Below are 25,315 nucleotides of genomic sequence, written 5' to 3' on the forward strand. Positions count from 1 at the left end.
CGATGTAAACATACAGGTCTGTATACTCGCAGTGCACCTGCTTCTCACCAGCGCTTTCGGAAGGCAACCATGCTCGACAAGCCACTCACCCCCGCCGGAGAACGCATCCTGAACGTCGCCAGCGAACTGTTCTACGCCCGCGGCATCCGAGCCGTCGGGGTCGACCTCATCGCGGAAGAAGCCGGCACCACGAAGAAGACTCTGTACGACCGATTCGGCTCCAAGGACGGCCTGGTGCAGCGGTACCTCACCCGCCGATACGGCCTGTGGTGCGATCACGTGACGCAGTACGTCGAATCCCTCGAACCCGGCGACGCCCGCATCCTCGGGGTGTACGACGCCCTCGACGCCTGGATGCGCGACAACCACCGCGGGTGCGGATTCGTCAATGCCTTCGCAGAGTTCGGCGGCACCGACAGCCCGGTGCTCGCGATCATCGAGTCCGAGAAGAACTGGACGAGATCGTTGTTCGCGCGACTGGCCACCGAAGCCGGATACCCCGACGCCGAACAGCTGGGAACCCGGTTGTCGCTGCTGCACGAGGGCGCGGTGGTGATGGGCACGGCAGGCGCGAGGGACGATGCGGTATCGGTGGCCAGGAGCGTTGCCGCCGAGTTGCTCGCTGCGCTCGCCGGTGCGCGCAAGTTCGTAGCAGGGGTCGAACTTCCGCGCACATGACGTGGTCGTGTATTGTTTCCCAGGTTGTCTCGGCGAGGGTGGATCCAGATTCTCAGGATCCACCGTTATCGACGCGGCTCGGCCCCGTTGGCCGCGCTCGTTCGTGTCCGCCCCGACGAGCTTGACCGCCCGACGAAGTACGCCGCACGAACCACTTTTATCAGGAGCATTCAGCACCATGGCATCGAAGGTAAACAATCTCACCGCGCAGGTCCGCACCGAATTCGGCAAGGGCGCAGCTCGCCGCACCCGCCGTGACGGCCTGGTTCCGGCGGTTCTCTACGGACACGGCACCGACCCTCAGCACCTCGCGCTCGACGCTCGCGCATTCGCAGCCGTGCTGCGTAACGATGGCACCAACGCCGTGCTGACCCTCGACATCGACGGCGCATCGCAGCTGGCACTGACCAAGTCGATCGTCGTGCACCCGATCCGTCGCAGCATCGAGCACGCCGACCTCCTCGTCCTGAACAAGGGCGAGCGCGTCACCGTCGAGGTCAACATCATCGTCGAAGGCGATGCCGCTCCGGGCACCCTGGTCGTCACCGACTCGACGTACATCGAGATCGAGGCCGATGCTCTCGAGATCCCGGAGAACTTCGTCATCTCCGTCGAGGACGCCCAGATCGACACGCAGTACTACGCGAGCGATGTCCAGCTGCCTGACGGTGTCACCTTGATGTCCGACCCCGAGCAGCTGCTCGTCAACGTCACCGAGGCACCGTCCGAGGAAGAGCTCGAGGCCGAAGGCGAAGGCACCGAGCCGGTCTCCGAGGAAGGCGAAGCCGAGACTCAGGAAGAGGCAGCCTCCGAGGACGAGAGCAAGGACAGCGACAGCTGATCTCGCTCCACCGACCACGAACGACGCGCTGTTCCCACACCGGGAGCAGCGCGTCGTTCGTTTCGAAGGCGTGATGAGACAATGACGACCGTGAGTGTTGACCCCGCAGCGCCGGCCCTGATCGTCGGCCTGGGAAATCCTGGCCCGCAGTACGAAAAGACCCGTCACAACGTGGGATTCATGGTGGCCGACGCCCTTGCCGGACGCATCGGCTCGGCGTTCTCGTCGCACAAGAAGTCCAACTCCGACATCGTGCAAGCCCGTCTCGGCTCTCGCTCGGTGGTCATCGCCAAGCCGCGCACCTTCATGAATCTCTCGGGCCAACCGGTGGCCGCGTTGGCGCGTTTCTTCTCGATCGAGCCTGCGAACGTCGTGGTGGTGCACGACGAGCTGGACATCGATTTCGGTGCTCTGCGACTCAAACTCGGCGGCGGCGAAGGCGGCCACAACGGCCTCCGCTCGATCTCGCAGCACCTGAGCACCAAGGACTACCTGCGGGTGCGCGTCGGGGTCGGGCGGCCACCGGGGCGGATGGATCCGGCGTCGTTCGTGCTCAAGCCGTTCTCCGCAGCCGAACGCAAGGATCTCGGCGTTGTCGTCGAGGAAGCCGCCGACGCTGCAGAGCTCCTGCTGTCGGCCGGCCTCGAAGCAGCACAGAACAGGGTGCACCCGCGCTGAACCGAGCGTCCCCAGTACGAGGCGCGCGCCCCTTCTCGCCTCCGAGCGCACACGCGCACCCCGCACAAAGGGTGTGAGGTCTCCCCCGGTTTCAGTTCAGCAGCGACGCCGAATTCGCCCGTCGCAGTTTGCCGCTCGACGTCTTCGGAATACTGCCCGGCCCGAGCACCGCAACGGTTCGCGGTCGCACACCCACCTCCGAGTGCACCGCGTGGATCACTTCGCGTTCGATGCGCTTGACCTCGTCCGGCTTGTCGATGTCGTTGGTTTCCACTGCCACTGCAAAACTTTCGCGTTTGTCGCCGGCGTCGAGCCGAATGGCGACGGCATTGCCCGGCCGCACACCTGCAACAGTGCCCGCTGCCCGTTCGATGTCGGTGGGATAGATGTTGCGTCCGCCCATGATGATGACGTCCTTGATACGTCCGCAGACGACCACCAGTTCATCCTCGGTGATGTAGCCGACGTCGCCGGTATCGAGCCAGCCGTCCGCGTCGAGCGTCGACACCGGGCCCTCGACGGTGATGTATCCGGGCGTGACCGCCTTGCCTCGCACCTCGATGATGCCGACGCCGCGTGCGGTGAGCACCTGCCCCTCCTTGTCGACGACGCGTCCCTCCAACCCGGGGACGAACTTGCCGAGCGTCGCCAGCGATCGGGTGTTGCCGCGCGTGGACGGGACGGCGCGACCGAGGGTCTCGAGCAGATCCGCGTCGACCACGTCGATCACCTGCCCCTGATCGGGATCCGGAATCGACACTGCGAGAGTCGTTTCTGCCATTCCGTAGACCGGAGCCAGAGCCAGCGGGTCCAGCTTGTACTGGGCCCCGGCCTCGGCGAGCGCGGTCATGGTGTCCGGATCGACCGGCTCGGCTCCGTTCCAGGCGTAGCGCAGAGTCGACAGATCGAGATCCAGATCGTCCTCGGCCTGACGCAACCGCCGCGCCAGCAGCGAGTACGCGAAATTCGGTGCTGCGGTGACGGTTCCGCGGTACTTGTGAATCAGCTTGGCCCACAACAGCGGGGAGCGCAGAAAGTCCAGTGGAGTGATGCTGACGACCTCGGCACCGACCTGCATCGGCACCGACAGAAAGCCCACCATCCCCATGTCGTGGAACAGTGGCAGCCAACTGACCATCACATCGGAATCGACATCGAATTCGATGCGGTCGATCATCGCGTAGGCATTGACGTAGAAGTTTTCGTGCGTGATCCGCACGGCCTTCGGCGAACCGGTCGAGCCGGACGTGAGTTGCTGCAGCGCGATATCGGACTCGGCCGTCGGCACCGGATCGATATCGCGACCGGTCTTCATGTCCTCGATCTTCAACACTGTGATGCCGCGCTCCTCGAGCACGGGCGCGGCGATGTCGAACGGAGCCCCGAGAATCACGGCCTTCGCCTCGATCATCCGCACGACGGTCTCGGTGTCCTCACCCCATACGGCGAGGTCGGTTCGCGGAGTCGGCTGATGCAGCATCGTCACCGATCCCCCGCGCATCCACGTCGCCTGGCACGCGGGCGCGATGTCCACCGGCTGACCGGCCAGGATCCCGATCGCGTCCCCGTGTTCGACGCCTGCGTCGGCCAGAGCCCCGGCCATTCGCCGCGCCTGCTCGTGGATCTCACCCCAGGACTGCCGAAGCGCCTCGTCGGGCTCGCCGGTGACCAGACCGTGCTTGCTGGTGCTCGCGGTCTCGAACATCTCTTCGGTGAACTTGCTCAACGCACGTCTCCTCGTGAGGGATCTCCCGGCCCACCGTTCACAGTAGGCACTCCCGCCCCGACCGAGGGGAACAACGGGCCGCGTATCCTTGAATTTTGCCCCGGCCACTCTTTCGGTGCCGCCCTTGCTACGAGAATGAGGTCTTCGTGAGTACCCCGTCCAGCACCCCCGACGTCGACGCAACGCTCGAAGGGTCCGGACCGGCAGCGCTCGACGAGTCCGGAACCACCCGAAGCCAGGCCAAAGAGCTCGAGACCGAGGTCGCGAGGCGTCGAACATTCGCGGTGATCTCGCACCCCGACGCCGGTAAGTCGACGCTCACCGAAGCCCTCGCCCTGCATGCACGTGTCATCTCCGAGGCCGGTGCCATCCACGGCAAAGCCGGCCGCCGCTCCACCGTCTCCGACTGGATGGAGATGGAGAAGGCCCGCGGTATCTCGGTGAGTTCGACTGCGCTGCAGTTCAATTACCAGACCTCCCCCGACGCCGAGATCACCAACGTCATCAACCTCGTCGACACCCCCGGCCACGCCGACTTCTCCGAGGACACCTACCGCGTGCTCACCGCCGTCGACGCGGCCGTGATGCTGATCGACGCCGCCAAGGGCCTCGAACCGCAGACCCTCAAGCTCTTCCAGGTGTGCCGCCAGTTCGGCATCCCTGTCATAACCGTGATCAACAAGTGGGACCGCCCGGGCCAGTCACCGCTCGAGCTGCTCGACGAGATCGAGTCGCGGATCGGCCTGACGCCAACGCCTCTCTACTGGCCCGTCGGGATCGCCGGTGACTTCCGCGGCCTGCTCGACGTCCAGGACGGCAGCTACATCCGTTTCACCCGTACCGCCGGTGGTGCGACCATCGCGCCCGAGGAATTCTTGACGGCCGAGGCCGCGGCCGAACGTGAGGGCGTCGACTGGGACACCGCCGTCGAGGAGAGCGATCTGCTGATCTCGAGCGGTCAGCAGCACGATCAGGAGATGTTCCTGGCCGGTCAGACGTCGCCGGTGATCTTCGGCTCCGCGATGCTCAACTTCGGCGTCCGGCAGATTCTCGACACCCTCGTGGCCCTCGCGCCGCCCCCCGGCCCGCGCGACGACGTCTCCGGCGGCGTACGCGAGGTCACCGACCCGTTCAGCGCCGTCGTGTTCAAGGTGCAGGCCGGCATGGACACCGCGCACCGCGACCGACTGGCATTCATGCGCGTGGTCTCCGGCGTGTTCGAGCGCGGCATGGTCGTCACCCACTCGCAAACCAAGAAGCCGTTCACCACCAAGTACGCGTTGACGGTGTTCGGTCGCGACCGTACGACCGTCGAGAACGCCTACCCGGGCGACATCGTCGGCCTCGTCAACGCGACCGCACTCGCCCCGGGGCACACGCTCTACACCGACAAGAAGGTCGAGTTCCCGCCCATTCCGTCGTTCGCACCCGAGCACTTCTCGGCCCTGCGCGTCGACAGCGCCGACAAGTACAAGAAGTTCCGCCGCGCCGTCGAGCAACTCGACTCCGAGGGCGTCGTTCAGGTGCTGCGCAACGACATTCGCGGCGACGCGTCCCCCGTACTCGCCGCCGTCGGACCCATGCAGTTCGAGGTGGTCACCGCAAGAATGAAGACCGAGTTCGGCGTCGACGCTCGAATGGAACCACTCGGATACTCCCTCGCCCGACGCACCGACGCGGCCTCGGCCGTCGAGTTGGGTCGCCAACGCGGCGTCGAGGTCTTCACCCGCACCGACGGCGCACTACTGGCACTGGTGAGCGACAAGTGGCGTCTGCAATACATCCAGAAGGAAATGCCCGAGCTGACCCTCGAACCACTCGTCGCCGCGGGTGATCACTAGCACCGGTGTGCTGATCGATCTGCTCGACGCCGAATTCTCCGTTCTCGGGCACCCGATTCTGTGGCGTGAGGTGGTCGGCAACGGTTTCGGCCTGCTCTCGGCGATCGGCGGGATGCGACGCGTCGTGTGGGCGTGGCCGGTGGGGATCGTCGGAAATGCGCTGCTGTTCACCGTCTTTCTCGGCGGCGTGTTCCACACTCCGCAAGCGCTCGATCTGTACGGCCAGGCCGGACGACAGCTGATGTTCATCGCCGTGAGCGTCTACGGGTTGATCCGCTGGATGCGGGATTCGAAGCGCTCGGGGGCAGCCGTTCTACCGCGGTGGGGCACAGCCCGGGAGCGGACGGCGATGATCGTCGTCGCGGTTGTCGGCACCGTGGTGTTCGCGCAACTGTTCGGCTACCTCGGCTCGTTCGGCAAGTGGGCCGACGCGTGGATCTTCACCGGATCCATGCTGGCGACCTTCGGAATGGCGCGTGGGCTCACCGAGTTCTGGCTGATCTGGATAGCGGTGGACATCGTGGGCGTTCCGCTGCTGATCGTCGCCGGGTTCTATCCGTCCGCGGTTCTCTACCTCGTGTACGCCGCGTTCGTGGCCTGGGGATTTGCCGTGTGGTTCAGAGTCCAGAACAAGAACTTCGGTCAAAAAATGGCGTCGTAAACAATCGTGATGCTACTCTCAGCGTGTCCGAACAAACTTCGAGTACGTTTCTGCGTGCTCGACGCCGAGTAGCCCGTCCTGATCGATGCCCGATCGTGACATCTCGGCGCGGAACCACCTGGGAATCACGATGAAGTGGAAAACGACATGACTAAGGGATCGAACTACCCATTGGCCGGGATCAAGGTCGGTGGCGCTCCCGCGCATCGTCTGGCGACGCCGCCGAAGTCCGATTCCGCTTCACCCGCCGGTGGCCGCACCGATTCTTCGGCGGCTGCGCCCGCCGAGAAGGCGGTCGAGGCCCCTACCACCGAGAAGTCGGAGGCAGTGGTCACGTCCACCGAGAAGGCGTCCGCAACAACGCCTGCACCAGCAACGTCGTCCGCCACGGATTCAACGACCCCCCGCGCGGATCGACGTCGTCCAGAGAAGCCCGCCACGGAATCGAACGAGGTTGAAGTGACTACAAGCGATCAGATCTCAGAACACGGCCTGCCCACCAACGGCCGCTCCACGTCTCACGGCTCCAGCGCCTCGCCGTCGCTCGGTCGCGGCCAGGGACCCGACCGTCGCACCGCCATGGGCGTCGCCTCGGTACGCATCGCAGGCCGCTTGACCCAGAACGAGCTCGGCAGCCGCACCGGCGACATCCGCACCCCCGACACCTCCGTCGGCCCCGACGAGCTGCTCCAGCTCCTCGGCGAATACCTCGTCTCCGGTGGCCTGCAGAACCCCGAGATCCACGTGCGCTCCAACGGCCAGACCATCGTGCTGGACCTGCAGAACCCCGCCAAGGGCTACCGCTGACCCGTTCCGGTCACAACAGCTGCTGGAATGCCTCTGGTCGCACCATCTCGAGTACCAGAGGCTTCCATTGCGGCGCTCGGTCCTTGTCGACCAACACAGCACGAACACCCTCGGCGAAGTCCGGTTCGGTGATGATCCACGTCGCCATCCGCAACTCCCGATCGAGGCATTCACGCAACGTGCTGTCGGCCCCTCGCGTGATCAGCGCGTCTGTGGCCATCAGGGACGTCGGCGACAGCGTCGCCAACTGAGTCTTCGTGGTCCGCGACCAGGGTGTGTCGCATACCAGAGCATCGATGATGTCGACGAGTGAGTTCCTCTCGAACACCGCTGCCACCGCCTCCGCGTCGAACGACAGCTCGGTCGTCGACGGCGCAGTGGTGTATCGATCCAACACCTCGTGCAGATCCACGCCTGCGAGGATGTCCTGCTTCAGAGCGGACACGACCTCGCTCGGGCAGAAATGCGTCGCCAATCCCAGTGCGAGCGCATCGGATCCGGTGATCCGAGTTCCCGTCAGCGCAAGATACCGTCCGACATGGCCCGGCAGGCGCGAGAGAAAATAGCTCGACCCCACATCCGGCACAAAACCGATCGCCGTCTCCGGCATGGCCAACACGGCGTTCTCGGTGACGATGCGGACGCTGCCGTGAATCGAAATACCCAGGCCACCGCCGAAAGCCGCTGCTTCGATGACAGCGATGTACGGCTTGGGGTAGCCGGCAATCAACTCGTCGAGGTCGTACTCCGCCGCGAAATACGCCGGGCCGGCCTCGTGGTCACCGTCGACGACGGCCTGCCGAATCGCCTTGATGTCGCCGCCCGCGCAGAACGCACGAGGTGAACTGCTCGTCACCAGAACAGAAGTGACCGCGTCATCGTCTCGCCACGCATCGAGGGCTGCTCGGATGCCGTCGATCATGGCACCGTTCAACGAGTTCAGAGCCTCCGGCCGGTTCAGGACGATATGCCCTACGCCGCCCACGATCTCGGCTTCGACAACGGCCACTGTTGACTCCTTCACACGCAGATCGTTCGACGCGTAACAGTAGCGCTATTCGCGAGACTCGACCGACCGCGGACGCGCATCACCGGGAATGTCGGCGGTGAGACAGGGCCGCTCTTCCGCAGTGAACCAACCGCGGTAGAGAAACAGCTGTCCGAGCACCGGGCTCTTCACCACGATCTCGATGCGATGCCGTTCCTCTGCCGCATCCCACCACTCCCGGCCGATCGTCACCGCCGACGCCACCTTCGGCAACTTCGGCGCAAGAGGGCCCAGCAGGAATCGCGGCACCTCGCTCTCGAGCACCAGGCCACCATCGGCATCGACCTCACACCTGGTGTGCACCACCATGTCCGAGGAGAAACCCAGGTAGTCCAAGGCATACGTGTTGGACTCGGCGGAGGACACCATCACCGAATTCATCCCCTGCGGGCGACCCGCGAAAGCGAAGCGACGCACGAAAGACAGTGTCTCGCGGCCCAGTTCGTCGACGTAGGCGTAGTTGGCGATGGTGAACGGCACGTCCTTGCCGACACCGGCGGGAAAGAGACCACGCTTGCGTCCGGCCCACAGCAACGGCGGCGGCACGAGCCGAGAATGCGTCATCTCCTCCATCACGCCCACCCCGAACTGAGCGAGATTGTCCGAGGACTGCAATCCGAAGCGCCACTGAACCTTGGGATGCAGCCGGGCGAAATCCGAACCGAGTACTTCCGCGACGACCGATGTCATGACTCCAGTATGCGCTGCGCGCATGTGAGCGAAACTTCGTAGTGGGCTACGAATTTCTGCTCACATGCCGAAGGCTCTACTCCAGCTCGGCGGCCAGTTCCATCCATCGTTCCTCGGCGACGTCCTTGTCGGCGAGAACCTGCTTGAGCTCGGTGTCGAGGGCGACGAGCTTGCCCTGCTCGGTCGACGCGTCGACCAGTTCGGCATGCAGCTCGATCTCACGCTTGGAGAGTCGAAGAACGAGCTTCTCGAGCTTGCTGAGTTCCTTGCGGGCTGCGCGCTCGGAGGCCGCGTCCCTGGTTGCCTTCCGCGGCACCGTGCCGGTGGTCAACGAATCCGGTGTGGCCTCGGCTGCGAGAACCGCGCGGCGACGCAGGTACTCGTCGATGCCGCCGGGCAAATTGGTGAGCTTGCCATCGCCGAACAGTGCCCAGGTGGAATCACAGATGCGCTCGATCAGGTACCGATCGTGACTGATGACGACGAGAGTGCCCGCCCAGCCGTCGAGGATGTCCTCGAGCTGCTGCAGGGTGTCGATGTCCAGATCATTGGTGGGCTCGTCGAGCAGCAGCACGTTCGGCTCGGCCATCAACACGCGCGTCAGCTGCAGCCGACGACGCTCACCGCCGGAGAGATCGCCGACGGGGGTGCGCTGACGCGCCGGGGTGAAACCGAGCCGCTCCGCGAGCTGCCCGGCAGAAATCTCGCGGTCGCCCAGGGTGATCCGCTCGGCTACTTCCTTGACCGCGTCGAGCACACGCAGCTTCTTGGGTAGGTCGTCCAATTCCTGCTTCAGCCAACCGATCTTGACGGTCTGGCCCTGGATGCGCTTGCCTGCAGCAGGCTGCAGTTCACCGGCGAGCGTCCGGAGCATCGTCGTCTTACCCGAGCCGTTGACACCGACCAGACCGACGCGCTCACCGGGAGCCAGACGCCAGGTGAAGTCCTTCACCAGCTCGCGGCCGTCGGGGGTCTCCAGGCGCGCATCCTCGAGTTCGATGACGACCTTGCCGAGACGGCGCTGAGCGAACGAGGACAACGCGACGGAGTCACGCGGGGCGGGAACGTCGGCGATCAGGGCCTCGGCCGCCTCGATGCGGTACTTCGGCTTGGATGTGCGGGCCGGGGCACCGCGGCGCAGCCACGCCAGTTCCTTGCGCGCGAGGTTGCGTCGACGTTCCTCGGAGGCGTCGGCCTGACGGGACCGCTCGGCACGGGCGAACACCCAGTCGTTGTAGCCACCCTCGTAGGCCTCGACGCCGCCGCCGACCACTTCCCACGTGCGATTGGCGACGGTGTCGAGGAACCAGCGATCGTGGGTGACGACCACCAGCGCACTGCGACGGCTGACCAGGTGCGCGGCCAACCACTGCACGCCCTCGACGTCGAGGTGGTTGGTCGGCTCGTCGAGCACCAGCAGGTCCAGATCCTGAACCAGGGCCGCTGCCAACGCAACTCGTCGACGCTCGCCGCCCGAGAGGTTGTCGATCGGCGCGTCGAGTCCCGAACTGCCTGCGGGCCCGAGGTCGGCAATACCGATGCCGGTCAGGATGTTTCGCACCCGGGAGTCGCCCGCCCACTCGTGCTCGGCCATTCCGAGTGGATCGAGAACCACCTGGCCGACGGTCGAGCCGGGAGGCAAGACGCCGCGCTGCGTGACGACGGCCATCCGCAGGCCGTTGACCCGGCTGACGCGTCCCGAATCGGGCGGCTCGATGCCGGCGAGCACCTCGAGGGTGGTGGTCTTACCGCCGCCGTTGAGGCCGACCATGCCGATGCGTTCGCCCTCCTGCACGCCGAGGGAGACGCCGTCGAGCAGCGGCTTGACGCCGAAGGACTTGCTGACGTTTTCGAGATTGACGAGATTGACCATCAGGAAAAACCAATCGATTCGCTAGTGACAACACGAGCACCGGGAACCGGTCCACTCGCAACACGGACGGTGCGGCACACACCGGCACCGGACAATTCAGCGCTCACCGACACCGCCGCGTCGGCGTCGGCGCACAGGAACGCGCAGGTGGGGCCCGAGCCGGACACGATGCCCGCCAACGCCCCGGCGGTGACTCCCGCACGCAGCGTGCGACGCAACTGCGGCATCAGCGACACCGCAGCGGCCTGCAGGTCGTTGCCGAGCAACGGCGCGAGCGCACGCGCATCGCCGGATGCCAGCGCATGCATCAGATCCTCGGTGCCGCCGAGACGAGGCGGATCGCCCTTGGCCCGCAGCTCGTCGAGTTCGTTGTAGACGGCAGGCGTCTGCAGACCGCCCTTCGCCAACGCCAGCACCCAGTGAAAACTGTTGCGCGAGAGCACCGGAAGCAGCTTCTCCCCGCGACCGGTTCCGACCGCGGTACCGCCGTGCAACGAGAACGGGACGTCGCTGCCGAGTTGGGCCGCCACCTCGTCGAGCTCGTCACGCGACAGATCGAGATGCCACATCGCGTTCAGTGCCACCAGGGTCGCGGCAGCGTCGGCACTTCCGCCTGCCATCCCACCGGCCACCGGAATTCCCTTGTCGATGGTGATCTCCACCGACGGCTCTCGCCCGACCCGATGCCCCAGCAACTCGGCGGCCTTCCACACCAGATTCCGAGAATCGGTGGGAACCACCCTCGCGTCGTCGCCGCGCACCCGAACCGAGAGTGTCTTGGCCGGAATCACCGACAGTTCGTCCGAGAGCGAGAGCGCCTGGAACACCGTCGTCAACTCGTGAAAGCCGTCGGGACGCAGGTCACCGACCGACAGATGCAGATTCACCTTCGACGGGGCCCGAACGACGACGGGTGTGGGAACGACAGACAGCACGAGTAACCACAGTAGTGGAGAAACAGCGGCCGAGTTCACCACCAGGGCGGGGTCCAGTGGCCAATGCGGACTGTAATTGTCCGCATTGCGTGGCATCGTGACGTCATGAAGGAAACATCGGCTCGGTTGTTGCGGCTGTTGTCTCTGCTGCAGACGCGTCGTGACTGGGCCGGCGCGGAACTGGCGGAGCGGCTCGACGTCACTCCTCGCACGCTGCGGCGAGACGTGGACAAGCTGCGAGATATCGGTTACCCGGTCAATGCGACGCCGGGTGTCGGTGGCGGCTATCAGCTCGGTCCCGGCGCGGAGATGCCCCCGCTACTGCTCGACGACGACGAGGCGCTGGCGGTGGCGTTCGGGTTGCAGTCCGCCGCCGGGGGCTCGGTGGCGGGCATCGGGGAGGCGTCGTTGCGGGCGTTGACGAAGTTGCGGCAGGTGATGCCCTCGCGCATCCAGCATCGGCTCGACGCGTTGCGCATCGACGTCGTGGACAGGACACCTAGTTCGGCGGTGGATGCGTCGGTGCTGTCCACGGTGGCGGCGGTGTGTCACGGACACGAGCGGTTGCGGTTCGACTACCGCAAGCACGACGGTTCCGAGTCCAGGCGCGAGGTGGAGCCGTACAGCCTGGTGCGGGCGGGCGCGCGCTGGTATCTGCTGGGGTGGGATGTGCTGCGGGAGGATTGGCGGTCGTTTCGAGTGGATCGCCTGACGCCGAAGATTCCGACGGGTCCGCGGTTCACGCCCCGGGAGTTGCCGCCGGGCGGTGCGGCGGCGTTCGTCTCGAAGGGAATCGATCGTGCGTTCGCCCAGGTTCAGGCGCGGATCGCGTTGCACGCCCCGATCGAGACGATCGCCCCGATGATCGACGAGCAATGGGGCACACTCGAATCCATCGACGAGCGCAGCTGCGCGGTGGTGTTGGCCGGAGATTCACTGCCCTCGATCGCGCGGTGGCTGGCAGCGTTCGACACCGATTTCACGGTGCTCGATCCACCGGAACTGCGCGAGGAATGCCGCATCGTGGCCGAGCGGCACGCGAGGCTGAACGAGCGATACCTCGCGGCGGTTCACCCTCCGGTAACCGGTACGTGAGTCAATGGGCAGATGACGACACCACTCGGTTTCGACCCGAAGTTCCTGGCCGACATCGACGTTCCGCTCCCCGATCGCGCTGACGTGGTGGTACTTCCGTACACGCACTTCTCGGTGTCCATCGACCCTGCCCGACGCCTCGCCGCGGTCACCGGCGTCAACATCGACGGCGCGAGCCTGCAGGATGTCGGGCGGGGAGACAACTGGCGACTCGACGATCGGCTACCGGCTGCGCAGCAGGCAGGCAACGAGTTGTACAGGAACAACGACCTCGATCGAGGGCACCTGGTTCGCCGGCGAGATCCGGTGTGGGGTGAGCGTGCGGTGGCCGAGCGCGCCAACGAGGACACGTTCCACTACACCGTGTGTGCTCCGCAGACGGCCACGCTGAACCAGTCGAAGACACTGTGGTTGGGGCTCGAGGACTACGTGCTGGGAAACGCCGAGCAATACGACCGAAAGCTCTCGGTCTTCAGCGGCTGCATCTTCGCCGACGACGATCCGGTCTACCGAGGCGTCGCCATTCCGCGGCAATTCTTCAAGATCGCGGCATGGTCGCAGGATTCGACTCCTGCATGCACCGGATACGTGCTCGACCAGTCGCCGTCTCTCGACCCGATCCTCGACAAGCCACTGCGACTCGAGACCGATCCCCCGCCCCTCGGCCCGTACCGGACGTACCAGGTTCCGGTGGCCGACATCGCGTCGATGACCGGCTTGGAGCTGGGTGTGCTGATCGAGGCCGATCGCTACGCTCCGGTGGCCGCGGCCCGCGAGGGCGCGTCGAGATGGACCGAGCTGACTGTCCTGGCGGACATACACCTGTAAGGGAGCGCCTCAGGCTTCGGTGGCGGCCAAGCGGACGAAGGCTGCGGCGTCGATGGTCTCGCCGCGCGCCGTCGGGTCGATTCCGGCCTCACGCAATCGGCGTTCGGCCGCAACCGGGGAGCCGGCCCAACCGGCCAGGGCAGCTCGCAGAGTCTTGCGCCGCTGCGCGAATGCTGCGTCGATCACCGCGAACACGGCCTTGCGATGCGCGGTGTCGGTCGGCCACGGCGGCTCGGCGTACCGATCGATGCGCACCAGTCCCGATTCGACCTTGGGCACCGGCCAGAACACCGAACGACCCACTGCGCCTGCCCTTTTGACGTCACCGAAGAATCTGGCCTTGACGCTGGGGATGCCGTAGATCTTGCTTCCCGGTACCGCGGCGAGCCGATCGGCCACCTCGGCCTGGACCATCACCACGGCGACGCGAAGACTCGGCAATTCCGAGAACAGATGAATCAGCACGGGAACCGCGACGTTGTAGGGCAGGTTGGCCACCAGAGCAGTCGGCTCCGCCGCAATGTCTGCCGCTCGTACGCGAAGCGCGTCGGCCTCGATCACCGTCAGCCGATCGGCCAGAGTCGGGGCCCGGTCTGCCACCGTCGTGGGCAAGCGGTTCGCGAGCTTGGGGTCGATCTCGACGGCGATGACGGACTCGGCCACATCGAGCAACGCCAGAGTCAACGAACCGAGGCCGGGGCCGACCTCGAGAACCGTGTCCTGTGGGCCAACTCCCGCGGAGGCGACGATGCGTCGAACAGTATTGGCGTCGTGCACGAAGTTCTGCCCGAGCTGCTTGGTGGGGCGCACATCGAGCTCGGCGGCGAGGGAGCGGACCTCGACGGGACCGAGCAGGGCCGCGGATCCCCTCACATGTTCGGACACGGCGGAAACTCTACGGGACTAGCGGTAACCCAAGCGCGAGGTGCAGGAAGGCCATGCGCCCCAGCCCTGCGACTTCTGCGTCACCGACGCGATCGCGATCTGTTCCTCGCGGGTGGCGAGGTCGGCACGCGGTGCGTATTTGAGGCCGCCCTGACGTTCCCAGGTGTTCTGGTCGAACTGCACGCCACCGTAGTAACCGTTGCCGGTGTTGATGGCCCAGTTGCCCGTCGCCTCGCACTGCGCGAGGGCGTCCCAGATCGCACCGTTCTCCACCGGCGGTACCTCGGTGCCGGGCTTGGCTCCGACGCGAACGGTCTTCGGCTGTGCGGGTACCTGAACCGTCTCGTCGATCTTTTCGCGGCCGACCTCGATGCCGTTCACCATGTTGATCTTCCAGGTGATGTCGGAGACGCCCGGAGCACCCGGGTTCTCGACGACGGTACGGCTCATGTTCATCGTCGGATCTTCGATGCGCTGCTCGGGGGCATCGGTATCGGTGGTTTCGGTCTTGGTGACCGTGCGGTCGCGCGTGACGACGATCTCGGAGCCGTCGGTCACGGTGGCGTCGGGATCGGGGCTGACGGTGTCGGCTTCTTCGAGCGGCGCGCCTGCTGCTTCGAGAAATTCACGCACGGTCGGTGCGGCCAGGGTGACCGGCGCGGCGGGGGCTCCGCCGTCGACGAGGGAGACCTGCTTGGGCAGCGCCACGTCCAACTCGGTGCCGTCGAGCGGCAGTCGCTCCGAGCGCGAGGCGGACACGTGCACGTCCTCGGCAAGGCCGGTCTGCTGCAGTGCTTCGTCGACGGTCAGTGCGGTGGTCCAGATGTTCTCGGGCTTGCCGTCGACGTTGAGCGTGATCTCGCGGGCGCGGCGCAGGACCACGGTGTCGCCGTCGCTCAGGCCGGAATCGGCAGCGGGAACCACCAGATCCTTGTCCGACGGGGCATAGCCGGCGTCGGCCAACGCACTGCTCACGTCGGTTTTCATCGTGCTCAGCGAGATCATGTCGCCGTCGACGTCGATGGTCACGGTCTTGTGACGGCTCACGGCCATCACACCGCCGGCGACGAGCGTCATCAACAGGGCCGCGATGACCAGGTAGAGAGTGGTCGAGCGGGCGGAGTTGAGGCGTCTGATAGTCGACAAGTTTCGTATTCCTGGCGGTTGCGAGCGTGACTTCGGCGTCGAAACGCCCGAGTTCGGTCACGGTACGGTAACGAATTAGTACCCACGCCGCAACTTCAGCAGTTAGAGGCCGTACACCCTCTCCGCATTGGCGGTGGCGTGAGCAGCGAGCTCCGCCGGATCCTGCCCGCGAACCTCGGCCAACGCCCGCGCGGTGTACGGCAGGCAGTACGGCTCGTTCGGTGCCCCTCGATACGGATGCGGCGTCAGGAACGGTGCGTCGGTCTCCACCAGCACCGATTCGTCGGGCACCAGTACCGCGGCCTCCCGCAACGCGTGCGCATTCTTGAAACTGACGGTCCCGGAAAAGCTGAGAACGTAGCCGGCGTCGACGCAGGCCTTCGCGGTCTCGGGACCACCGGAGAAGCAGTGGAAGATCACCGTCTCGGGAGCACCTTCCGCCGTCAGAACGGCCAGCAGGTCCTCGTCGGCCTCACGATTGTGAATCATCAACGGCTTGCCCAGACGCTTCGCCAGATCGATGTGCCACCGAAATCCGTCGTGTTGCTCGGCCACCGTGGCGCAACCGTCGAGCTTGCCGGGCCAGTAGTAGTCCAGCCCGGTCTCCCCCACGGCAACCACCCGCGGGTCGGACGCCAACCGCTCGATCTCGGCCTTCGCTGCGTCGTCGAGCACGTTCGCGCGGGTGGGATGAATGGCCACCGCGGCCCACACCCGCGGATCCCAGGACGCCGCGTCGACCGCGAAGCGCGCGGCCTCGAGATCGTCGGCGATCGTGACCACACGCGTGACACCGACGGACTCGGCCTTGTCCACGATCGCGGCCACACTCGTCGCGTCGGTCGCCCCACACGCGTCGAGGTGGGTGTGCGCATCGACGAGAGTGCCGACGGGCTCGGGCAACGGTGGTGCGGGACGGTCTCTGCTCACGCTGGTTAGAGTAGGCGCACCATGACTGCGCCAGCTGATGCCCCACGGCCACCGTTCTACGTCACCACGGCGATCGCGTACCCCAACGGCGCTCCGCACATCGGACACGCCTACGAGTACATCGCCACCGACACCATCGCGCGCTTCAAACGCCTCGACGGCTACGACGTGCGATTCCTGACGGGCACCGACGAGCACGGCCTGAAGATGCAGCAGACCGCGCAGACCGAGGGCGTGGACGTGCGCGAGCTCGCCGCGCGCAACTCCGATGCATTCCAGACCGCGCAGGACCTGCTGAAGATCTCGTACGGACGCTTCATCCGCACCACCGACGCCGATCACCACGCCGCCAGCCAGGAACTGTGGAAGCGGATGGAGGCGAACGGCGACATCTATCTCGACGCATTCTCCGGCTGGTACTCCGTGCGAGACGAGGCGTTCTACACCGAGGCCGAGACCACCCTCGCCCAGGACGGCTCGCGCGTCGCGACGGAGACCAACACTCCGGTCGAGTGGACCGAGGAACCGTCGTACTTCTTCAAACTGTCGCAGTACCAGGACAAACTGCTCGAGCTGTACGACGCGTCGCCGGACTTCATTGCGCCGAACACCCGTCGCAACGAGATCGTGAACTTCGTCAAGGGTGGTCTGCGGGACCTGTCGATCTCCCGAACCACGTTCGACTGGGGCGTGCCGGTGCCCGGCGATCCTGCGCACGTGATGTACGTGTGGGTCGACGCGCTGACCAACTACCTCACCGGCGCCGGCTATCCCGACCTCGAGTCGGAGTCGTACCGCAAATTCTGGCCGGCCGATCTGCACATCATCGGCAAGGACATCACCCGCTTCCACACCGTCTACTGGCCGGCGTTCCTGATGTCCGCGGGCATCGAACTGCCCAAGCGAGTGTTCGTTCACGGGTTTCTGAACGTCAAGGGCGAGAAGATGTCCAAGTCTCTCGGCAACGTTCTGGACCCGCAGTCGTTGGTGGAGAACTACGGACTCGATCCGGTGCGCTTCTTCTTCCTCCGCGAGGTCTCGTTCGGTCAGGACGGCAGCTACAGCCACGAGGCCATAGTCGCCCGCGTCAACGCCGACCTGTCCAACGAACTCGGCAACCTCGCGCAGCGTTCGCTGACCATGGTCGCCAAGAACCTCGACGGAGCACTCCCGACACCGGGAGAATTCACTGCCGAGGACGACGCGATGCTGGCTCGCGCGGATGCACTGCTCGAGATCTGCCGACGCGAATTCGAGGTTCAGGCACTGCATTCCGCGCTCGAAGCGATCTGGTCGGTGCTCGGTGAGACCAACCGCTACTTCTCGCTGCAGCAGCCGTGGGTACTGCGCAAGACCGACCCCGATCGCATGGCCACCGTGCTGTACGTGACGCTCGAGGTGCTACGCATCGTGGGCATCCTGACGCAGCCCGTCATGCCCGATTCCGCGTCACGCATCCTGGACCTGCTCGGCGCCTCGAATCGCGAATTCACCGACATCGCAACACGTTCGGTGCCCGGTACAGCCCTGCCGACTCCGACGCCGGTGTTCCCCAAGTACGAGTAGAGCGCTCCGCGCATGTGAGCGAAACTTCGTAGCCCACTACGAGGTTTCGCTCACGTGCGGCGAAGCCGCTCTCACAAGGTCTTCTCGAGCTCCTCCAACGTGTTCTCCAGATGCGTCAGCATGCGCTGCAGATGCGGCACACTGCGCCGGCATCCGATGAGACCGAAGTTCAACGAGTCACCGTTGCTGGCGACGGTGATGTTGAGCGCCTGCCCGTCGGCCACGATCGACGCCGGATAGATGCCGTCGAGTTTCGCACCGTTCCAGTACAGATCCTCCTTGGATCCGGGCACGTTGGAGATGATGACGTTGAACGGCGGCGGGGTGTAGTCGACGAATCCCGGCACCGGGCCGAACAGCAACGGGGCCATGGTGACTGCGCCGACGGCGAGCGCTTCGAGGGTATTGAGTTCGCTCATCATCTGCTTGCCCTTGACGGTCGAATCCTTGATTCGCTCCAGCCGCACAACGGGATCGGATTCGTCCGTGGCCAGGTTGCAGAGGATGGTCGTCACCGAATTACCAGCGTCCCTGTCGTCTTCTTCCTTGCGCAGCGAGACCGGCACCATCGCGATCAGCGGCTCCTCCGGGAGTGCGTTCTGATCGATGAGGTACGCACGCAAGGCCCCGGCGCACATCGCGAGCACCATGTCGTTGAGCGTCGCATCCAGCGCCGTACCGACGGTACGGATGCGCTCGATCGACCAGCTCTCGGCAGCGAAGCGGCGCGCGCCGCCGATGGGCACGTTGAACATGGTGCGCGGTGCCTGCAACGGCAGCTGCGCCCCTTCTTTCTTCAACGCGCGCAACCCGATTCGCGCCGACGCAGGCGCGAAGTCGACCAGGTCTCCGACGATCTTGCGTCCCATCGAGAGCCCACTGCCCAGCTGGGCAAGCCGTCCCGGCTGCTCGACGGCGACCTGCTTCTTGCGCCGACCGAACAGCGACGGATCCCACGTTGCGACGCCGTTTCGATCGTCAGGATCGGTGGTGAGCGTTCGCTGCATCAGCTTCAGTGCGCTGACACCGTCCACCAACGAGTGATGCACCTTGGTGTACAACGCGATTCGGCCGTCCGCCAGACCCTCGATGATGTGCAGCTCCCACATCGGTCGGTAGCGGTCCAGCGGCGCGCTGTGGTTGAGCGAAAAGAACTGGAACAGCTCTCGAATCCGCCCCGGCTGAGGCAGTACGGTGCGCCGAACGTGGTACTCGAAGTCGACGTCCGAGTCGAAGGCCCAGGCCAGATTGCCCATGATCTGCACCGGACGCGAAGGCCGCTGGCGGAAGAGCTCGTGTACCTCCCCGGTGGTGAACTTGCGGTGCACTTCCTCGGCGAAGTCGTGCGGATCGCCGGGCGGTACGAACAACTCCAGACCGCCCACGTGCATCGGGTGCTCCCGTGACTCGGCGATCAGAAACATCGATTCGGTGATGGGCATGAGTGCCATGAGCTGTCCCTTTTCCATTTGTTTTCGGTCACGGTACGGCACCGAATGTGACTCAGAACACGACCTTACGTCGGGTCACGAAAAGCTACCCGCTATTGTCCGTTACCAGGGGTTCCAAATAGAGCGGGGTTCCGACGCACGGCGCACACGCGCCGCGCAACGACAACGGGGATGGAGGCGACGGCTATGAATCCGGCGCTCACCGTAGTGAAATCGACCGACCCGACAGCCACCGCACGCAGGCGCGATATCCGCGGCGCGAGCGTGCAGTCACAGATTCTGTCCAAATACCTGCAGTTCACGGTTCGACCGTTCCTGACCGTCTGGGCGCAGGCACCGTCGCTACCGTGGCCGATGGGTTTGGTCGACTACGCCGGGATGCTGGTCCCACAGATCAGCGGCACCACCCGCAGTCGCGTCATGCTGGCCGAGTGCGAGGCCGAATGGATCCGCGCCGAGGGAACCGGGTCCGATCGCGTGGTGCTCTACCTGCACGGCGGTGCCTTCGTCTGCTGCGGTCTGCGGACCCATCGTCGGATGACCTCACGGGTTTCGAAACACGTCGACGGCTCGGTGCTGTCGGTGAACTACCGCATGATGCCGCGCAATCCGATCAGCCATGCCGTCGAGGACGGCGTCGACGCGTACCGCTTCCTGCTCGATTCCGGATACCGACCGGAGCAGATCGTCCTGGGCGGCGACTCGGCGGGCGGATACCTCGCGTTCATGGTCACCCTGGCGCTGCGCACCGTCGGCCTGCCCGCGCCCGCAGGAATATTCACCATGTCGCCGTTGACCGACATGGACCCCACCCGCAAGCTCGATCACGAGAACGCGTCGAAGTGTTCGGTCTTTCCGTCCACCGCAGTTCCCGCACTGACGGCGCTGGCCGATCGCGTCGACTCGCGCATCGTCGTCGACGGCGAACGGGGCCCGCGGGTCTCACCCGTCGACGGCGATCTGACAGACCTGCCTCCGGTCCTGATTCAGGTCGGTTCCACCGAAATGGTCTATCCCGACGCAGAACTCATGGCTCAGCGCCTCGCTGTCGCCGGAGTCGAGTGCGAACTACAGGTGTACGAGGATCAGGTACACGTGTTCCAGGCAGCCGACTTCATCCCCGAAGCCCGCCGCGCGCTGAGAGCCATCGGCGAGTTCGCGCGGAACGTCAGTCCTCGCAGAGAAAGCTGAGATACCTTCTCCCCATGGCAGTCACAGCGAACAAGTCAGTCGACATCGACGCAGATGCATCGGCAATCCTCGAAGTTCTCGCCGACGTCGAGGGCCTTCCCTCGTGGTCCCCGGTCCACAAGAAGTGTGAGGTCGTCGATCGGTTCGACGACGGCAAGCCACACCACGTCAAGATGCACGTCTCGATCATCGGCGTCAACGACGAGCAGCTCGTCGAGTACACGTGGACCGACAGCGAGGTGTCGTGGACGCTGGTGGAGAGCACTCAGCAGAAGGCCCAGGACGGCCGATACACATTGACGCCCAAGGGCAACGGCACTCACGTCGAGTTCGAGCTGACGGTCGACCCGAAGATCCCGCTACCCGGCTTCCTGGTGAAGAAGGGAACCAAGACGATCCTCGAAGCGGCCACCGAGGGCCTGCGTCAGCAAGTGGTGGGCTGACCCGCTACTGCTCTTTCCGCGCGGCGAGAACGGCCTCGTAGACCTCGCGCTTGGAGACGCCGTCGACCGCAACCTGGGCGCAGGCGTCCTTCAACCGCATGCCCGACGCCACCAGCGTCTCGACGTCGGCAACGAGGTCCTCCGGCTCCTCGGCGACGGCGACGGCTCCTTCGAGTACGACGGTGATCTCGCCGCGCACTCCGTCTCTCGACCATTCGAGCAGCTCGCCGAGGCCGCCGCGTCGGACCTCCTCGTAGGTCTTGGTGAGCTCACGGCACACCGCGGCGCGGCGGTCGGGGCCGAGGACGTGGACGGCGTCTTCCAGGCACGCGACGAGGCGATGCGGCGCCTCGAAGAACACGATGGCGCGCGGCTCGGCGAGCACCGACCGAAAGTAGGTGCGGCGCTGTCCCTGCTTGCGCGGGGCGAAGCCGTCGAAGCAGAAGCGTTCGACGGGCAGACCCGACAGCGCGAGCGCCGTCGTCACTGCCGAAGGACCGGGCAGACAGGTCACCGGCAGATCGGCCTCGACGCAGGCTGCCACGAGGCGATAGCCCGGGTCGCTCACCGACGGCATCCCAGCATCGGTCACCAGCAAGACCGTCTTGCCCTCGGCCACGGCCTCGACGAGAGCCGGAAGGCGGGCCGTTTCGACCTGATCGTAGAAACTGACGACCCTGCCCGTGATCGCCACGCCGAGAGACGAGGCGAGTTGTTTGGTGCGCCGGGTGTCCTCGGCGGCGACGACATCGGCACTGCCGAGGGCATCACGCAGGCGCTGCGAGGCATCACCGACGTCGCCCATCGGGGTGGCGGCAAGGATGAGCATGGCTCCAGTGTCCCGCATGCGGCGGCGCGGTTTGTCGGGCCCTGCCGATCAACGCCTACGATCGGTACGTGACCTTGCTGACCTCTGAGCGCTCCGGCGACCGGTCGATGGTCAGTCCCGGGCCCACCGTTGCCGCGCGCGACTGGTTCCACGACACCGATGCCCGCCGCGGTTGGATCGTCACCGTCGTCATCACCGTCATCTGCGCGATCACCCGCTTCACGATGTTGCGGTACCCCACCGACGCAGGAACTCCTGTCTTCGACGAGAAGCACTACGCCCCGCAGGGCTATCAGGTACTCACCGGAGGTGGGCTCGAAGACAATCCGGCATACGGGCTGGTGGTGCATCCACCGGTCGGCAAGCAGCTGATCGCCGTCGGGGAAGCGTTGTTCGGCTACAACGGGTGGGGTTGGCGTTTCTCGTCGGCGGTCGCCGGAACCCTGTTGGTACTGCTGGTCATTCGGATCGTGCGACGGCTCGCCCGATCGACACTCGTCGGTGCGATCGCGGGGATTCTGCTGACCGTCGACGGCGTGACGTTCGTCAGCAGCCGAATAGGCATGCTGGACATCTTCCTCGCCTTCTTCGTCACCGCTGCATTGGGTTGCTTGATCGTCGACCGCGACGACATGCGGCAGCGACTGTCAAGAGTGCGCGCCGAGGGTCGAATGGATGCCAGTGCGCTGGGTCCGCGAATGGGTGTGCGGTGGTGGAGATTCGGGGCCGGCGTGATGCTGGGTCTCGCCTGCGGCACCAAGTGGTCGGGGCTGTATTTCATCGCGTTCTTCGGTTTACTGAGTGTGGCATTCGATGTGGCGGCGCGGCGCTCGTACGGCGTCGAACGCCCGTGGCGGGGAACAGCGTTGCGCGACATCGGGCCTGCGCTGTACGCCCTGGTGGTCGTTCCGATCGCGGTGTATCTGATGACGTGGTGGGCATGGTTCACCTCCGAGACCGGCGTCTACCGGCACGAGGTCGGCGACGGGATCGGCGTCGGCGGGCCGTTCTCGTTCGTTCCCGACGCGTTGCGTTCCCTGTGGTTCTACAGCGGCAGTGTGCTGCAATTCCATGAGGGACTGACCAATTCGGCCGGCAACCGGCACCCGTGGGAATCGAAGCCGTGGACGTGGCCGATGGGCCTGCGACCGATGCTGTACTACTTCGCCGACGGCGAGAGCGTGTCCGGTTGCTCGGCGTCCTCGTGCGTGAAGGCGATCATGCTGATCGGCACGCCTGCGATGTGGTGGCTGGCACTGCCGATGCTGGCCTGGGTGATCTGGTCGGTGTTCGTCCGACGGGACTGGCGTTACGCCACAGTGCTCGTCGCGTATTCCGCAGCACTGTTGCCGTGGTTCACCACTCTCGACCGACAGATGTACTACTTCTACGCAGTGGCGCTGGCACCGTTCATGGTGATGGGCTTCGCATTGGTGCTCGGCGACATCATCGGCAAAGCCACCGCGTCGGCAGAACGGCGAGGTACCGGACTACTACTGGTGTCCTTGTACCTCGCCGTGGTGATAGCCAACTTCGTTTGGCTGTGGCCGATTCTGACCGCTATGCCGATCACGCCGCAGATGTGGCAGGAACAGTTGTGGCTGCCGAGTTGGCGCTGACTCAGGCCAGGATGGCTGTCTTGCCCTTGGTGAGTCCGTCGATGCTGACGCGTCCGGCACCGAATGCGGCGAGCAGCAGCGCGCCGACGCCGAGGGCGACGACCAGTTCGTAGCCGTTCTCCGTTGCGAACACACCGTTCTCGAAGTGCACGAAGACGGCCGCACCGAGCATGTTCAGGAACAGCAGCAGGCCGGCGATGGGAGTGAAGATTCCCAGCACGAGCGCACCGCCGCCGACGAGTTCGACGAACGTGGCGAAGTAGGCGGACGCCGTGGGCAGCGGGACGTTCATCATCTCGAAGCTCGCGGCGGTGCCGTCGAGTCCGTAGGTGTTGAGCTTCTGCCAGCCGTGGGCGATGAAAACGATACCCAGGCCGATTCGAGCTACGAGGGCAACGGCGTCGCGGACGACGGTGGAGTTCATGACACATCCTTCTGACAGGGCTATACGGGCAGCCCTACCCTGACAGAAGCAAGTTGAAGCGTCAACTTAGCGACCGCTCGCACCTTTGAGAGCAGATTCGAGGAACGAACGGGCCTGATCGTCGTCCAGGCCGATGGACCGGACCGTCCTGACGAACTCCGTCGCCGCTCGGGCCGCGATGTCACGCGACGGATCGCCGCCCGACGCAACGAACGAACCGGATCGGCCCCGCGTCTCGATGATCCCCTGCTGCTCGAGCTCGCGATATGTCTTCGCCACCGTGTTCGGTGCGATCTTGAGTTCCTCGGCCAGACCCCTGACCGTCGGAATCTTGGTACCGGCAATGAGATCGCCGGATCGCACCAGCCCCAGAATCTGCATCCGCAGTTGCTCGAACACCGGTGTGGTGTTCGACGAATCGATATGTACGCGCACGGTCGATTCCCTATCCGAGCGCGTCGACTGCGTCGACGATCGAGGTCGGACCGGACGTCAACATGAGCGTCTTGTGCACTGCCGAGCCGGTGTCGAGCAACTGTGCGATCACCGCGGCCACATCGGCGCGCGTCACCTCGCCCGGGTCCAGCGGCGGCTCGGTGAGAGCCACCGAGTCGGTGGGGTCGTCATCGGTCAACTTTCCCGGACGCAGAATCGTCCAGTCCAGTCCACTCCGGCCCGAAACGTTTTCTTCTGCAGCAGTTTTGGCTTCGATGTACGCCTTCCAGCCGGCGTCGAGATCCTCGGCGACCGGCTCTCCGGCACCGAACGAGCTGATCAGGACATAGCGGCGAACGCCGGCCTTCTCTGCGGCATCGGCCAGCAGCACCGCTCCTGCACGATCGACCGTGTCCTTGCGCTCGGGACCGCTGTTCGGGCCTGCGCCTGCCGCGAACACCACCGCGTCGGCACCGGCCAACACTGCGGCCAATTCCTCGACCGAAGCCGATTCGAGGTCGATCACCTGCGGCAGCGCGCCCAGCGCGGTGACGGCATCGACGTGGTCGCTGTTGCGAATCAGCGACACCGCACGATCTCCGTGCGCTGTGAGCACCTGAGTCAGGTGTTGTGCGATCTGGCCGTGGCCACCTGCAATGACAATGCGCTTGTCGGTCATAACCACTCCCGTTCCT

Annotated in this window: 25 protein-coding genes; 12 read left to right on the top strand and 13 right to left on the bottom strand. The window is 65.3% G+C overall.

Translation table 11 applies throughout. From position 1 onward, the window contains the following. Window positions 1-69: 69 nt before the first annotated feature. The 3 genes from AB0366_RS01360 to pth all read left to right on the top strand — a co-directional run bounded on the left by AB0366_RS01360 (window position 70) and on the right by pth (window position 2,197). The gene (locus AB0366_RS01360; RefSeq protein ID WP_366242418.1) at window positions 70-678 is read left to right on the top strand and encodes a helix-turn-helix domain-containing protein; all 609 of its coding nucleotides are present in this window, start codon (window positions 70-72) and stop codon (window positions 676-678) included. 178 nt (window positions 679-856) lie between these two features. Then, entirely contained in the window at window positions 857-1,519 is a 663-nt protein-coding gene (locus AB0366_RS01365) for a 50S ribosomal protein L25/general stress protein Ctc (protein ID WP_366242419.1), read from the top strand. A 90-nt stretch (window positions 1,520-1,609) separates the two neighbouring features. After that, on the top strand, window positions 1,610-2,197 hold the full coding sequence (pth, locus tag AB0366_RS01370; protein WP_366242420.1) for an aminoacyl-tRNA hydrolase: 588 nt from the start codon (window positions 1,610-1,612) through the stop codon (window positions 2,195-2,197). Between the two features lie 91 nt (window positions 2,198-2,288). On the opposite strand, the gene AB0366_RS01375 is transcribed toward pth, so the two are convergent. Continuing rightward, complete coding sequence (locus AB0366_RS01375) at window positions 2,289-3,923, bottom strand: fatty acyl-AMP ligase (protein WP_366242421.1); 1,635 nt, start codon at window positions 3,921-3,923, stop codon at window positions 2,289-2,291. A 146-nt stretch (window positions 3,924-4,069) separates the two neighbouring features. Here AB0366_RS01375 and AB0366_RS01380 point away from each other — a divergent pair, with 146 nt between their 5' ends. The 3 genes from AB0366_RS01380 to AB0366_RS01390 all read left to right on the top strand — a co-directional run bounded on the left by AB0366_RS01380 (window position 4,070) and on the right by AB0366_RS01390 (window position 7,232). After that, window positions 4,070-5,764, top strand: a complete 1,695-nt coding sequence (locus AB0366_RS01380; RefSeq protein ID WP_366242422.1) for a peptide chain release factor 3 — start codon at window positions 4,070-4,072, stop codon at window positions 5,762-5,764. Between the two features lie 7 nt (window positions 5,765-5,771). Further along, window positions 5,772-6,425: a nicotinamide riboside transporter PnuC gene (gene pnuC, locus AB0366_RS01385; RefSeq protein WP_128645904.1), complete on the top strand. Its 654-nt coding sequence runs from the start codon at window positions 5,772-5,774 to the stop codon at window positions 6,423-6,425. 147 nt (window positions 6,426-6,572) lie between these two features. Continuing rightward, on the top strand, window positions 6,573-7,232 hold the full coding sequence (locus AB0366_RS01390) for a hypothetical protein (protein ID WP_366242423.1): 660 nt from the start codon (window positions 6,573-6,575) through the stop codon (window positions 7,230-7,232). Between the two features lie 10 nt (window positions 7,233-7,242). Here AB0366_RS01390 and AB0366_RS01395 read toward each other — a convergent pair whose 3' ends face one another. The 4 genes from AB0366_RS01395 to AB0366_RS01410 all read right to left on the bottom strand — a co-directional run bounded on the left by AB0366_RS01395 (window position 7,243) and on the right by AB0366_RS01410 (window position 11,778). Beyond that, complete coding sequence (locus AB0366_RS01395; RefSeq protein WP_128645906.1) at window positions 7,243-8,241, bottom strand: enoyl-CoA hydratase/isomerase family protein; 999 nt, start codon at window positions 8,239-8,241, stop codon at window positions 7,243-7,245. Between the two features lie 45 nt (window positions 8,242-8,286). Further along, window positions 8,287-8,970, bottom strand: a complete 684-nt coding sequence (locus AB0366_RS01400) for a DUF4166 domain-containing protein (RefSeq protein ID WP_366242424.1) — start codon at window positions 8,968-8,970, stop codon at window positions 8,287-8,289. A 76-nt stretch (window positions 8,971-9,046) separates the two neighbouring features. Further along, window positions 9,047-10,843 (bottom strand): ABC-F family ATP-binding cassette domain-containing protein, encoded by a 1,797-nt coding sequence (locus tag AB0366_RS01405; RefSeq protein WP_121870628.1) that lies wholly within the window; start codon window positions 10,841-10,843, stop codon window positions 9,047-9,049. Then, a complete protein-coding gene (locus AB0366_RS01410) occupies window positions 10,843-11,778 on the bottom strand; it encodes a 4-(cytidine 5'-diphospho)-2-C-methyl-D-erythritol kinase (RefSeq protein ID WP_366242425.1) in 936 nt (311 codons plus the stop codon). The genes AB0366_RS01405 and AB0366_RS01410 overlap by 1 nt, the downstream gene beginning before the upstream one ends. A 105-nt stretch (window positions 11,779-11,883) precedes the next feature. On the opposite strand from AB0366_RS01410, the gene AB0366_RS01415 reads away from it, so the two are divergent. Both AB0366_RS01415 and AB0366_RS01420 read left to right on the top strand, forming a co-directional pair. Beyond that, entirely contained in the window at window positions 11,884-12,873 is a 990-nt protein-coding gene (locus AB0366_RS01415; RefSeq protein WP_366242426.1) for a YafY family protein, read from the top strand. Between the two features lie 12 nt (window positions 12,874-12,885). Further along, on the top strand, window positions 12,886-13,701 hold the full coding sequence (locus AB0366_RS01420; protein WP_366242427.1) for a DNA/RNA non-specific endonuclease: 816 nt from the start codon (window positions 12,886-12,888) through the stop codon (window positions 13,699-13,701). Window positions 13,702-13,710: 9 nt separating this feature from the next. On the opposite strand, the gene rsmA is transcribed toward AB0366_RS01420, so the two are convergent. From rsmA to AB0366_RS01435, 3 genes are all read right to left on the bottom strand, one after another. Beyond that, window positions 13,711-14,586 (bottom strand): 16S rRNA (adenine(1518)-N(6)/adenine(1519)-N(6))-dimethyltransferase RsmA, encoded by an 876-nt coding sequence (gene rsmA / locus AB0366_RS01425; protein ID WP_366242428.1) that lies wholly within the window; start codon window positions 14,584-14,586, stop codon window positions 13,711-13,713. 18 nt (window positions 14,587-14,604) lie between these two features. Beyond that, entirely contained in the window at window positions 14,605-15,732 is a 1,128-nt protein-coding gene (locus AB0366_RS01430) for a transglycosylase family protein (RefSeq protein ID WP_366242429.1), read from the bottom strand. Between the two features lie 102 nt (window positions 15,733-15,834). Further along, the gene (locus tag AB0366_RS01435) at window positions 15,835-16,662 is read right to left on the bottom strand and encodes a TatD family hydrolase (RefSeq protein WP_366242430.1); all 828 of its coding nucleotides are present in this window, start codon (window positions 16,660-16,662) and stop codon (window positions 15,835-15,837) included. A gap of 21 nt (window positions 16,663-16,683) precedes the next feature. Here AB0366_RS01435 and metG point away from each other — a divergent pair, with 21 nt between their 5' ends. Next, complete coding sequence (gene metG / locus AB0366_RS01440) at window positions 16,684-18,228, top strand: methionine--tRNA ligase (RefSeq protein ID WP_366242431.1); 1,545 nt, start codon at window positions 16,684-16,686, stop codon at window positions 18,226-18,228. Window positions 18,229-18,299: 71 nt separating this feature from the next. Here the strand turns inward: metG and AB0366_RS01445 are convergent, their stop codons facing one another. Continuing rightward, window positions 18,300-19,679 (bottom strand): wax ester/triacylglycerol synthase family O-acyltransferase, encoded by a 1,380-nt coding sequence (locus AB0366_RS01445; RefSeq protein WP_366242432.1) that lies wholly within the window; start codon window positions 19,677-19,679, stop codon window positions 18,300-18,302. A gap of 186 nt (window positions 19,680-19,865) precedes the next feature. Here AB0366_RS01445 and AB0366_RS01450 point away from each other — a divergent pair, with 186 nt between their 5' ends. Together AB0366_RS01450 and AB0366_RS01455 are read left to right on the top strand one after the other, a co-directional pair. Further along, the gene (locus AB0366_RS01450; protein ID WP_259467994.1) at window positions 19,866-20,870 is read left to right on the top strand and encodes an alpha/beta hydrolase; all 1,005 of its coding nucleotides are present in this window, start codon (window positions 19,866-19,868) and stop codon (window positions 20,868-20,870) included. A 14-nt stretch (window positions 20,871-20,884) separates the two neighbouring features. Continuing rightward, complete coding sequence (locus AB0366_RS01455; RefSeq protein WP_121870635.1) at window positions 20,885-21,313, top strand: SRPBCC family protein; 429 nt, start codon at window positions 20,885-20,887, stop codon at window positions 21,311-21,313. A gap of 4 nt (window positions 21,314-21,317) precedes the next feature. Here AB0366_RS01455 and rsmI read toward each other — a convergent pair whose 3' ends face one another. Further along, a complete protein-coding gene (gene rsmI, locus AB0366_RS01460; protein WP_259467995.1) occupies window positions 21,318-22,142 on the bottom strand; it encodes a 16S rRNA (cytidine(1402)-2'-O)-methyltransferase in 825 nt (274 codons plus the stop codon). A 107-nt stretch (window positions 22,143-22,249) separates the two neighbouring features. Between rsmI and AB0366_RS01465 the strand changes: the two genes are divergently transcribed. Then, window positions 22,250-23,761 carry a phospholipid carrier-dependent glycosyltransferase gene (locus AB0366_RS01465; RefSeq protein WP_366242957.1) on the top strand — a complete coding sequence of 504 codons (1,512 nt, stop codon included), beginning with the start codon at window positions 22,250-22,252 and terminating at the stop codon, window positions 23,759-23,761. A 1-nt stretch (window position 23,762) separates the two neighbouring features. On the opposite strand, the gene AB0366_RS01470 is transcribed toward AB0366_RS01465, so the two are convergent. The 3 genes from AB0366_RS01470 to AB0366_RS01480 all read right to left on the bottom strand — a co-directional run bounded on the left by AB0366_RS01470 (window position 23,763) and on the right by AB0366_RS01480 (window position 25,299). Beyond that, window positions 23,763-24,185 carry a DoxX family protein gene (locus tag AB0366_RS01470; RefSeq protein WP_366242433.1) on the bottom strand — a complete coding sequence of 141 codons (423 nt, stop codon included), beginning with the start codon at window positions 24,183-24,185 and terminating at the stop codon, window positions 23,763-23,765. A gap of 66 nt (window positions 24,186-24,251) precedes the next feature. Next, window positions 24,252-24,620 (bottom strand): GntR family transcriptional regulator, encoded by a 369-nt coding sequence (locus AB0366_RS01475; RefSeq protein ID WP_128645216.1) that lies wholly within the window; start codon window positions 24,618-24,620, stop codon window positions 24,252-24,254. A 10-nt stretch (window positions 24,621-24,630) separates the two neighbouring features. Next, window positions 24,631-25,299 carry an SDR family oxidoreductase gene (locus tag AB0366_RS01480; protein ID WP_366242434.1) on the bottom strand — a complete coding sequence of 223 codons (669 nt, stop codon included), beginning with the start codon at window positions 25,297-25,299 and terminating at the stop codon, window positions 24,631-24,633. Between the last annotated feature and the right edge of the window lie 16 nt (window positions 25,300-25,315).

Origin of the sequence: Rhodococcus sp. NPDC076796, assembly GCF_040702765.1 — a bacterium.
Lineage (GTDB): Bacteria > Actinomycetota > Actinomycetes > Mycobacteriales > Mycobacteriaceae > Rhodococcoides.